Genomic DNA, 10,000 nt, shown 5'->3' with positions numbered 1-10,000 from the left:
AGGTGGTTGCCATTGAGGCGGAAGGAGAGCAGCACGGCCTTTTTCAGCCACTGATGCGTGACCCATTCGCCGTCGATCTTTTCGGCGACGCGGAAGCGGCCATTGTCGATCAGGCCCAGCGCCTTTTCCACCGCATCCCGCACCGGACCGGTGGTGGACGGCGACAGGGTGTCGCGGATTTCCCAGGCGGCTTCGATATCGTCGTGGAAGGCGGCGAGGTCGGACATGGCGGCTCTCATAAGGTCTGTCAAAGAAGGAATGACAGGGCCTTAAGACCTATGATCCTTCGGATCAAGGTTTCTTTTTTCGCTCACGCTCAGGCGCTGTTTACTGAGCGCGTTTGATGACATAGGCCTCTGTGGCCAGTTCATGTTTGAGCATAAACGCCGACAGGCTCTCATAGGTGGCGGTGCGGATCGCGCCGGGGTGGTCGTCGGTGCGCAGGCGCGCATCGGCCATCGGCCCCAGCGTGCGTTGCAGGAATCCGGCCTTGACAGTGGTCGGTTCAAACCAGCGCGTCAGATTGGCCTTGATCTGAGGGTAGGAGTCGGTCTCCCACGCCGCCGCCGCGACGACATCCAGCACAAATTCGACGCAGTTCTGGTACTTCGCATCCAGCGGATTGGACACCAGCGAATAGTCGCTGATGTGCAGGTGCGCATAGGCGGGCGTGCCGATCAGCGCCCGCAGCCGCCGCTGCATTTCCGGTGTCGGGATTATGACCCCGACATCGTCTTCGGCCGAGACGCTGGCGAAGTTCAGCGGAAAGTCCTGCTTCAGATAGGACTGGCTGACCGGCAGGGTCTTTCCGTCGCCGTGATAGAGATTATAGACCGCATAGCCCTGAAGGTGGCGTCCGTCGGCGGTGGTGATGTCGCTGTGGACCCAGAAGGCCCCATGCGTATAGGCGATGCCGGGCGGCAGCTTGTCGTGCGGGCGGCTGGTGCGAAAGACGATGGCCACCCGCGCGCCCCTGGCCGCCAGATTTTGCTCGATCTGTTTGGCGAAGGCGGCGGCTTCCGGCGGGCTGAAATGCGGTTTGGCATTGGCGGCGCTGTCGCCGGATTCGTTGCCCGCCCACGCGCCGGTAGGCAGGAGGAGGCCAGAGATCGCCAGAGAGCCGGCCAGCAGCGCCGCCCGCCACACCTTACTGCGCCTTCTTTTGGGGCTTTTCGGCCTCGTTTGGAACCTTCGGCGCGTCCTGCGCCACCACGGTTTCGGGGCTGACCGTCAGCGGTTTATTGGCTTCGTCCCAGACGGCTTCACCAGAATCGCGGATCGCCGCACCGGTGCTTTCCGCCGAGGCCCCGACGGCGACGAAGGGCAGGGCGGCGCTGCCAGCCACCACCATCACGCCGGCGCCCGACAACTGGGCGGTGGCTTCGGCCGAATTGGCCGCGGCCTTGGAGGTGTTTTCAAGGCTGTCCTGCGCGGCGGCGGGCAGGGCAAGGGCAGACGCGAACAGGATAAGGGCAATCGGCTTGAACATGACCATGATCTCCGTGACACGCCTGTGAACGGCGTTCACTGAACATGGTTCAGAATTTCCAGCGCGTCAAGTTAATTTTTGAACGCCGTTCATTTCGTGAGGAAAACTTTCAGCGACGCCGCCCGGATGTGTACGAACGCATCGGCATTGGTTTCGGCGTGCGGCCCGACGAGGATGGTCGTCATGCCCAGTTCGTGCGCGGGTTTGAGGTTTTTCGGGCTGTCTTCGAAGAAGGCGGTTTCGGGACCGGTCACTGCGTGCTTTTGCATCATGCGGTGAAAGGTAACGAGGTTCGGCTTGGGGATCAGGTCGGCATGGCCGAGATGAAACACATCCTCGAACAGAGGGGTCATCTCCAGCTTGTCAAGAATGCGATAGGCGTGCTGTTCGTCGCCATTGGTGAAGACCAGCTTGCGGCCGGGCAGGGCGGTGATGGCGGCATTCAGGGTCGCATCGGGGACCAGACCGTCCAGCGACACGTCGTGCACCTCATTCATAAAGGCATAGGGGTCGATGTCGTGATAGGCCATCAGCCCGGCCAGCGTCGTCCCGTGCTCATAGAGGTATTTTTTCTGGAGCGTGCGCGCCTCTTCGCGCGGCAGGCCCGTCTGACGCATGACGAAATCGGTCATGCGGCCTTCGACCAGAGCCATGACCTCGGCTTCGGGCGGATAGAGGGTGTTGTCGAGGTCAAACAGCCAGGTGGAAACGTGCGGGAGGTTTTGAACATGCGGGCTCATACCGCCTGTTTCGGCGTTTTCGTTCGCCGTTTCAAGCCCCTTCTCCTCCCCATGCCTGCGGCACAGGGAGGAGGGGTTACGCATCCCGCGTGATCAGTGTGCCCGCGCCGTGCTCGGTAAACAGCTCGACCAGCATGGCGTGCGGGCGGCGGCCATCGAGGATAACCACGGCCTCCACGCCGGCGTCGATGGCGGCAATGGCGGTTTCGAGCTTCGGGATCATGCCGCCGACCGCAACGCCGGTTTCGATCAGGTCCTTGGCTTCCGACACCGTCATCTGACGGATCAGACGCTTTTCACCGTCCAGCACTCCGGCAATATCGGTCAGCAGCAACATGCGCTTGGCGTTCATCTTACCCGCCACGGCCCCGGCCACGGTGTCGGCATTGATGTTATAGGTCGCGCCGTCTTCGGCTACGCCGATGGGGGCGATGACCGGCACATAGTCGTGTTCCAGATCACCGATCAGGGTGCGCAGCAGCTTGTCGTCCACGCGCTTGGGCTCACCCACAAAACCCAGATCGACCACCTGTTCGATCATCGAATCCGGGTCTTTTTTCAGGCGCGTCGCCTTTTCGACGGTGATCAGGCTGGCGTCCTTGCCCGACAGGCCGACACCGCGCACATCGGCTTCCTGTCCGGCGCGCGTGATCCATGAGGCGATTTCCTTGTTCACCGCACCCGACAGCACCATTTCCGCGATTTCCATGGTCGCTTCGTCGGTGACGCGCAGGCCGTCGATAAAGGTTGATTTGACGCCCGCCCGACCCAGCATGGCCGAAATCTGCGGCCCGCCGCCGTGCACGACGATCGGATGGATGCCCAGAAGTTTCAGCAGCACGATGTCCGAGGCGAAGATGCGCGCCGTTTCTTCCTGACCCATGGCGTGACCGCCGTACTTCACCACGACGATTTCGCGGTCGTAGATCTGGATAAAGGGCAGGGCTTCGGCCAAGGTTTTGGCGGTGGCCCAGCCGTTTTCTTCGATGGTTTCGGTCGTGGCGGTCTGAATGATCATTTCAGGAAGACTTACCCCGGTTACACCTGACGGCGTATCAGCAAAAGGTGACAGTACGATGAGCGCGCGCATTACAGGATATGCGACGGCGTGTCATTAGCGTTTTATGCCTGATGCGCCGCAAAATTCAGGCTAGATCATTATGATTTCTGGTAGAAACATAATGATCTAGCTTTTATTTAGCTCCTCGCCGGGCGGTGGCTTCGCCACCTTGGCCGCCGCCTCAATGGCGGTTTGAGCGGAATGATTCCATTTGAAATCATTCCGCTAAGCTAAGGGCTGCAAAGGAGACGCGCCATGACCGACGCTCAGGCTATCATTGCTGAATTGAGGATGCAGGCGCATCCGGAAGGCGGGCACTATGTCGAAACCTTCCGCGATAACCCTTCGGGCGGGCGCGGCGCGTCGTCGTGCATCTATTACCTGCTTCAGGTGGGGGAGCGTTCGCACTGGCATCGCATAGATGCCGTCGAGGTCTGGCACTATTATGCCGGTGCGCCGCTGAAACTCCGCCTGCATCACGAAGGGCGGGGATGGGAGGTGGTGTTGGGGCCGGATGTGCTGAGCGGGCAGAGGCCGCAGGGCGTGGTGACGGTTGGCGGCTGGCAAAGCGCAGAGAGCGTGGGAGACTGGACTCTGGTCGGATGCACGGTCGCGCCGGGCTTTGATTTTGCCGGATTTGAAATGGCCCCGCCGGGCTGGGAACCGGGATAAACCGCACAAATCGCTTCCGTCCGGGTTTGAAACGGTGACCGGGCACCCTATGTCAGAACAAAGGCCTGTTGATCCGTCCGGGCCATCCCCTCGCCACACAGGAGCTACGCGACCGAATGCCAGGAACCCAACCCGAAAGCCATAACGCTTTGTCGGCAGAGTCTACCAAGCCGCATACCCCCGCGCACGCGGTCCTGCCCTTATGGACGCTGGTCGTACCGTTTCTAGGGATGGGGGCCTATCTGGCGCATCTTTCCTATCTTGGGCTGGCGGGTGTGATCGGGGCGGCGATCATCATGATGGGCTGCGTTCTGGCCGCCGTGCACCATGCCGAAGTCGTGGCGCACCGCGTAGGTGAGCCTTTCGGCACGCTGGTTCTGGCCATTGCCGTGACGATTATCGAGGTGTCGCTGATCGTGTCGCTGATGCTGTCGGGGTCAGGCGATACGGCGACTCTGGCCCGCGACACGGTGTTTGCGGCGATCATGATCATCATGAACGGTATTGTCGGCATCTGTCTGCTGGTTGGCGGGGTGCGCCATCACGAGCAGCGCTTTGTGCTCAAAGGCGTCAGTTCGGCCCTGTGTGTGCTGGCGGCCATGGCGTCCCTGTCGCTGGTCCTGCCGAACTTCACCTCCTCTGTGCCGGGGCCGTTCTTTTCGCCGTCGCAACTGATCTTCGTCGCCGTGGTGTCGCTGATCCTCTACGGCGCCTTTGTGCTGGTGCAGACGGTGCGCCATCGCGACTACTTCCTGCCGTCAGGCGAAGGCGACCTGAAACCCGACGTCCATGCCGAGCCGCCGACGCTCAAAGAGACCCTGATCGCCTTTGGCGTGCTGATCGTGGCGCTGGCCGGGGTGGTGCTGCTGGCCAAGAGCCTGTCGCCGCATATCGAAAAGGCGGTGGTGGGCGCCGGTCTGCCGCTGGCCGTGGTAGGGGTGCTGATCGCCGCCCTTGTGCTCGCTCCCGAAAGCTTGTCGGCCATCAAGGCGGCGCGCCGCAATCGCCTTCAGACCAGCCTCAACCTCGCTTTGGGCTCGGCTCTGGCGACCATCGGCCTGACCATTCCGGCGGTCGCGGTCTTAAGCGTCGTCATGGGCTGGCCTCTGTCGCTGGGGCTCGATACCAAGTCGATGGTCCTGCTGCTGCTGTCGTTCGTGGTGTCGATCTTTTCACTGGGCACGGGGCGCACGACCGTGTTGCAGGGCGTGACGCATCTGGTGATCTTTGCCACCTATCTGTTCGTGACCGTGGTGCCGTAAAAACACCCTCCCCGTAGCTACGCTACGGGGAGAGGGCAACAAAAAACCGGCCCAGTTGCCTGAGCCGGTTTTGAAACTTTCAACGAAGTCTCGGGGCTTACTTCTTAAGCCCGTGAGCGTCAGCTCACAGTTACTTCTTAAGGAAACCACCGAACTTGTTGTTGAAGCGCGACACGCGGCCAGCGCGGTCAAGCAGGGTGTTCTGACCACCGGTCCACGCCGGGTGCGTGCGGGGGTCGATGTCGAGGTTCAGGACAGCGCCTTCCTTGCCGTAGGTCGAGCGGGTCTGATAGGACGAACCGTCGGTCAGGGTAACCGTGATCCAGTGATAGTCGGGGTGACCGTCTTTTTTCATCTCTATTAAGTCCTTAAAAACGTCCGGCCAGCAGGGATGCGGACGCGAAGAAAGGGTGAAGCTGTTACAGCGAAGCGCGGCTCATAGCGTAAGCGGCGTTGCGGCGCAAGCCATAACGCATTAAACGCGGGTTTATGACCGCACAGACACCCCCGCACAGCGACGCCGACGCCCTCAATGACCGCCCCGGATCGGGGGCTGAACTGGTAGGGCAGATCACCTCTGCCGCGGCTGGGCGCGAAAAAACGCGCAACCTTAAACCCTTATTGCGCCTGTGGCCCTATATTGCACGGCTGAAGGTCGATGCGGTCTTTGCCATCTTCTTTCTGTTGTTGTCGTCAGGGGCCACCCTGTCGCTGACGGTCGCTTCGCGCTACCTGATCGATAATGGCTTTGGCTCTCAGGACGGGTCGCAACTGAACCTGTGGTTCGGGGTGATGGCCGGGGTGGCGCTGGTGCTGGCTCTGGCGACCGCCTTGCGCTACTTCTACATCACCAAGCTGGGCGAGCGGGTGGTGGCCAATCTGCGCAAGGATGTATTCAACCACATTCTGGGCCTCGATCCCGGTTTCTTCCTGAAAATTCGCACGGGTGAGGTGATTTCGCGCCTGACCACCGATCTTCAGATCGTCGATACCCTGGTGTCTACCTCGATCTCCATGGCGCTGCGCAACGGCATATCGTTCGTCGGCGGCCTGATCCTGCTGATGTTCGTCAGCCCCAAACTGACCCTGTTCGTCCTGTGTATCTTCCCGGTGGTGCTGGTGCCGCTGTTCACCTTCGGCAAGCGGGTAGGGCAGTTGACGCGCCAGACGCAGGACAGCTTTGCTGCCGCCGTCGGCACGGCGGGTGAAACGCTGGACGCGCTGGAAACCGTGCAGGCCTTTGTGCGCGAAGACTATGCGCGCGGCCGCTTTGGCGAGGGTGTGGAAACGGCGTTTCGCCAGTCGCTGAAACGCATGGGGGCGCGGGCTTTGATGACGGCACTGGTCATTTCGCTGGTCTTTGGCGGCATTGCCTTTGTGCTGTGGCTGGGCTCGCGCGCCGTTCTGGCCGGAGAGATGTCGGAAGGGACGCTGATCCAGTTCGTCATGCTGTCGGTGCTGGTCGCCGGGTCGGTCGGCTCTCTGTCGGAAACCTGGGGCGATGTGCAAAAGGCCGCCGGCGCCATGAGCCGCATCGACGAGTTGCTGACGGCACAGCCGACTATCGTCGCCCCCGCCCATCCTCTGCCGTTACCGGAACCGGCGCGCGGAGCGGTGGTGTTTGAGCAGGTCGATTTTGCCTATCCGGCACGCCCGGAACAGCCGGTCCTGAGCGGCTTTTCGCTCAGCGTGCAGCCCGGTGAGACGGTGGCGCTGGTCGGGCCGTCGGGGGCGGGGAAATCGACCGTGTTCAAGCTGCTGCTGCGTTATTACGAGCCCACGACCGGGACGATTGCGCTCGATGGCGTTGATATCGCCAAGGCCGACCCCAAGGCGGTGCGCCGCCGCCTGTCTCTGGTGGCGCAGGACGCCGCCCTGTTCTCGACCTCGCCCGCCGAGAATATCCGTTTTGGCCGCGAAGACGCCACGCCCGAAGAGATACAGACGGCCGCGATGAAGGCGCAGGCGCAGGCCTTTATCGAGGCTCTGCCGCAGGGCTTTGACACGCCTCTGGGTGAGCGCGCCAAGTCGCTCTCCGGCGGGCAGAAGCAACGCCTGTCGATTGCCCGGGCGCTGGTGCGTCAGGCCCCGGTCCTGCTGCTCGATGAGGCGACCTCGGCGCTGGATGCCGAGAATGAGCGTCTGGTGCAGGATGCGCTGAACGAGGCGATGAGCGAGCGCACGACGCTGGTCATCGCCCACCGGCTGGCCACGGTGCTCAAAGCCGACCGCATCGTAGTGATGGACGAAGGCCGCGTGGTCGAGCAGGGGACGCATGAGGAACTGGTGGCGCAGGGCGGGTTGTACGCCCGTTTAGCTGAATTGCAATTCGGGGCCTGAGACTCCTCGCGCGCAACACAGCGGTCGGCATCAATAAATGTTACGGTTGTGTGCAAAATGGTATCATAAGGCCGTAAATCGCGTGATCGGGGATAAAATCTACCCATGCGAGAAAAATTTTCCCTTTTGAAGTCATGTATTTAACGGACTGAATACGTATTCACGTCTTCATATCATTGATATACTGTACGTACAGTTTTATATAGCTGCAACCCGGAACCTCCCCCCATCCGGATGAGTTTGGCCGTCCTCACCCGCACCGGCCGCCTTGGGATCGTGTACCGTGTCAGATGATTTGTTGGACTCCGGAGAGGTTTCCGAAGCGTCGGAAAGCCACCGGGTATGGTTTATCGCAGGGGCCTCGCATGGCCTTGGGCGTGAACTGGTGCGTGCCGCGCTCGAACGCGGCGATTTCGTGGTGGCCACGGGCCGCCGCCCGGAAACCTTTGCCATCGGGTTCGAACACTATGCCCATGCGCTGGTAGCGCTGGCCATGGATTCTGATGACGCCCACGAAGTGCGTGTGGCGGTTGATACGGCCATCCGTTGCTTTGGCCATATTGATATTCTGGTCAATAATGCCTGCGCCAGCCTGATCGGCGCGGTGGAGGAGGCGAGCGACCTCGAAGTGCGCCGCCTGTTTGAGACCAATCTGTTCGGTGTGCTCAATGTGATGCGCGAAGTGCTGCCGCACATGCGCGAACGCCGCCGCGGCCATGTGGTGACGCTGGCGTCTGGTCACCTGGAGCAGGCGGCCGGCTTTGGCCTGACCCACGCGGTGCGCGGGGCGGTGATCGGCCTGTCCGAGTCGCTGACGCAGGAACTGAAACCGCTCGGCATTCAGGTGACGACCGTGGACCCCGGTATGCTAGGCGGCCCCGAAGCCCGCATCATCGCGCGTCAGGTGATCGCGGACTATGACACCCGACTTGGGCCTGCGCGTCTGTGGCAGGAAGAACTGGACGAGATGGTCATGGCCGGTCGGGCGCAAGCCGTGTTGCGCGCCATGGACCTGCCCGAAGCGCCCGGTCATCTGGTGCTGGGCGCGCGCGCCTATGAACGGGCGCTGCGTCGCCTGAGCGCCCTGCAGGCCGAACTGTCGGCCTGGCGTAATCTGAGTTTGTATCAATCCGAGGCCGCGTAAATGACCATCGACACTCTCTCGCCCCCCGTAAAGCGCCCGCGTGGTCGTCCGCGCTCGGAAAGCGCGCGCGAACAGATCCTTCAGGCAACGCTCGACCTGCTGGAGGCTGGGAACCTGCGCGACATCACCGCCGAAGCCATTGCGCGCAAGGCCGGGGTCTCCAAGGCGACCCTCTATAAGTGGTGGCCGAACAAGCTGCATATCGCCTTCGATGCCTTTATGGCGCGTATGAGCGATGAGATCGTCGTGCCGGACACGGGCTCATCGGAGCGCGACTTCCTGATGGCGATGCGCGACGCCATGGCCTTCTATTCGTCGGCGGCCGGGCGCACGCTGGCGCAACTGATCGCCGAAGGGCAGGGGGATGAAACCTTCAATCAGGCCCTGCTGGAAAGCTTCCTCAACCAGCGCCGCGAAGCCGTGGCCACCATCTGGCGGCGGGGCGTCGAGCGCGGCGACCTGCGCAGCGACATCGACATGCAGATGGGTCTTGATCTGATCTATGGCCCGCTGATGTTCCGCTTTCTGGCCGGGCGCTTCCACATGATGAACGCCGAAGAAGCGGATAAGCTTATCGGGATGGTCTTTCGCGGCATTGCGCCGGTGACGCAGCCCGTCAGTGCCGCTGAATTGATCGAGGCCTGATCCCGCTTCAAACAAAAAGCCGCGCAGAGACGGCTCTGCGCGGCTTTTTGTTTGAAGGACTGACGGCTCACTTCGCCAGTTGCAGCTTTTCCAGCAGTTGCGGATAGAGGTCGTGATTGGCGGCCAGCATTTCGCCGGTGATCAGCGGCGACTGATCGCCGTCCAGCGAGCCGATCTTGCCGCCGGCTTCGGTGATCAGCAGCGTCCCGGCGGCCATGTCCCACGGCTTAAGCCCGCGTTCCCAATAGCCATCCACCTGACCCGCGGCCACCATGGCGAGGTCGAGCGAGCAGGCCCCCAAGCGGCGGATACCCGCCGTGCGCTGCATAATCTGATGCAGTTCTTTCAGGGCTTGCGCATGGCCGGTCTTGCCAACAAACGGCAGGCCGGTGGCGATCAGGCTGTCTTCCATCACCTTGCGCGCCGAGACGCGCAGGCGGCGGTCATTGTGATAGGCGCCCTTGCCCTTTTCGGCCCAGTAGAGGTCGTTGGTGATCGGGTTATAGGTTACGCCCGCGACGATCTCTCCATCGCGTTCCAGCGCCACGGTGCAGGCAAACACCGGGATGCCGTGCATGAAGTTGGTGGTGCCGTCGATGGGATCGACGATCCAGCGGTGCGTCTTGTCCGTGCCTTCGCGCAGGCCCT

Annotated in this window: 11 protein-coding genes and 1 pseudogene; 5 read left to right on the top strand and 7 right to left on the bottom strand. The window is 62.0% G+C overall.

Annotated features, from left to right (window positions below; genetic code table 11):
- The 5 genes and pseudogenes from LDL37_RS03815 to argB all read right to left on the bottom strand — a co-directional run.
- A pseudogene (locus tag LDL37_RS03815) lies at positions 1–227 on the bottom strand (2,3,4,5-tetrahydropyridine-2,6-dicarboxylate N-succinyltransferase); the annotation flags it as partial.
- 100 nt (positions 228–327) lie between these two features.
- The gene (locus LDL37_RS03810; RefSeq protein WP_290794585.1) at positions 328–1,146 is read right to left on the bottom strand and encodes a DUF2145 domain-containing protein; all 819 of its coding nucleotides are present in this window, start codon (positions 1,144–1,146) and stop codon (positions 328–330) included.
- 1 nt (position 1,147) lies between these two features.
- Complete coding sequence (locus tag LDL37_RS03805; protein ID WP_290794582.1) at positions 1,148–1,489, bottom strand: hypothetical protein; 342 nt, start codon at positions 1,487–1,489, stop codon at positions 1,148–1,150.
- An 89-nt stretch (positions 1,490–1,578) separates the two neighbouring features.
- The gene (locus tag LDL37_RS03800; RefSeq protein WP_290794579.1) at positions 1,579–2,229 is read right to left on the bottom strand and encodes a pyrimidine 5'-nucleotidase; all 651 of its coding nucleotides are present in this window, start codon (positions 2,227–2,229) and stop codon (positions 1,579–1,581) included.
- 76 nt (positions 2,230–2,305) lie between these two features.
- Complete coding sequence (argB, locus tag LDL37_RS03795) at positions 2,306–3,247, bottom strand: acetylglutamate kinase (protein WP_272741356.1); 942 nt, start codon at positions 3,245–3,247, stop codon at positions 2,306–2,308.
- 297 nt (positions 3,248–3,544) lie between these two features.
- On the opposite strand from argB, the gene LDL37_RS03790 reads away from it, so the two are divergent.
- Together LDL37_RS03790 and LDL37_RS03785 are read left to right on the top strand one after the other, a co-directional pair.
- Positions 3,545–3,961, top strand: coding sequence for a cupin domain-containing protein (locus LDL37_RS03790; protein ID WP_290794575.1), 417 nt, complete (start codon positions 3,545–3,547; stop codon positions 3,959–3,961).
- Positions 3,962–4,077: 116 nt separating this feature from the next.
- A complete protein-coding gene (locus LDL37_RS03785) occupies positions 4,078–5,223 on the top strand; it encodes an ionic transporter y4hA (RefSeq protein ID WP_290794572.1) in 1,146 nt (381 codons plus the stop codon).
- 130 nt (positions 5,224–5,353) lie between these two features.
- On the opposite strand, the gene rpmE is transcribed toward LDL37_RS03785, so the two are convergent.
- Positions 5,354–5,578: a 50S ribosomal protein L31 gene (gene rpmE, locus LDL37_RS03780; RefSeq protein WP_013479216.1), complete on the bottom strand. Its 225-nt coding sequence runs from the start codon at positions 5,576–5,578 to the stop codon at positions 5,354–5,356.
- Between the two features lie 134 nt (positions 5,579–5,712).
- On the opposite strand from rpmE, the gene LDL37_RS03775 reads away from it, so the two are divergent.
- From LDL37_RS03775 to LDL37_RS03765, 3 genes are all read left to right on the top strand, one after another.
- Positions 5,713–7,563: an ABC transporter transmembrane domain-containing protein gene (locus tag LDL37_RS03775; RefSeq protein ID WP_290794567.1), complete on the top strand. Its 1,851-nt coding sequence runs from the start codon at positions 5,713–5,715 to the stop codon at positions 7,561–7,563.
- Positions 7,564–7,846: 283 nt separating this feature from the next.
- On the top strand, positions 7,847–8,707 hold the full coding sequence (locus LDL37_RS03770; protein WP_290794564.1) for an SDR family NAD(P)-dependent oxidoreductase: 861 nt from the start codon (positions 7,847–7,849) through the stop codon (positions 8,705–8,707).
- Positions 8,708–9,352 (top strand): TetR/AcrR family transcriptional regulator, encoded by a 645-nt coding sequence (locus LDL37_RS03765; RefSeq protein ID WP_290794561.1) that lies wholly within the window; start codon positions 8,708–8,710, stop codon positions 9,350–9,352. It abuts the gene before it with no gap.
- Between the two features lie 67 nt (positions 9,353–9,419).
- Here LDL37_RS03765 and LDL37_RS03760 read toward each other — a convergent pair.
- A partial coding sequence (locus LDL37_RS03760; RefSeq protein ID WP_290794558.1) for an inositol monophosphatase family protein occupies positions 9,420–10,000 on the bottom strand: 581 nt, incomplete at its 5' end.

It is taken from the genome of Asticcacaulis sp., assembly GCF_020217185.1.
Taxonomy (GTDB): domain Bacteria; phylum Pseudomonadota; class Alphaproteobacteria; order Caulobacterales; family Caulobacteraceae; genus Asticcacaulis.
This window is presented reverse-complemented; position numbering and strand designations above follow the sequence as displayed.

Coding starts and splice junctions, on each gene's coding strand:
- LDL37_RS03805 (WP_290794582.1), bottom strand. CDS start 1,489: ATGTTCAAGCCGATTGCCCTTATCCTGTTCGCGTCTGCCCTTGCCCTG.
- LDL37_RS03800 (WP_290794579.1), bottom strand. CDS start 2,229: ATGAGCCCGCATGTTCAAAACCTCCCGCACGTTTCCACCTGGCTGTTT.
- argB (WP_272741356.1), bottom strand. CDS start 3,247: ATGATCATTCAGACCGCCACGACCGAAACCATCGAAGAAAACGGCTGG.
- LDL37_RS03790 (WP_290794575.1), top strand. CDS start 3,545: ATGACCGACGCTCAGGCTATCATTGCTGAATTGAGGATGCAGGCGCAT.
- LDL37_RS03785 (WP_290794572.1), top strand. CDS start 4,078: ATGCCAGGAACCCAACCCGAAAGCCATAACGCTTTGTCGGCAGAGTCT.
- rpmE (WP_013479216.1), bottom strand. CDS start 5,578: ATGAAAAAAGACGGTCACCCCGACTATCACTGGATCACGGTTACCCTG.
- LDL37_RS03775 (WP_290794567.1), top strand. CDS start 5,713: ATGACCGCACAGACACCCCCGCACAGCGACGCCGACGCCCTCAATGAC.
- LDL37_RS03765 (WP_290794561.1), top strand. CDS start 8,708: ATGACCATCGACACTCTCTCGCCCCCCGTAAAGCGCCCGCGTGGTCGT.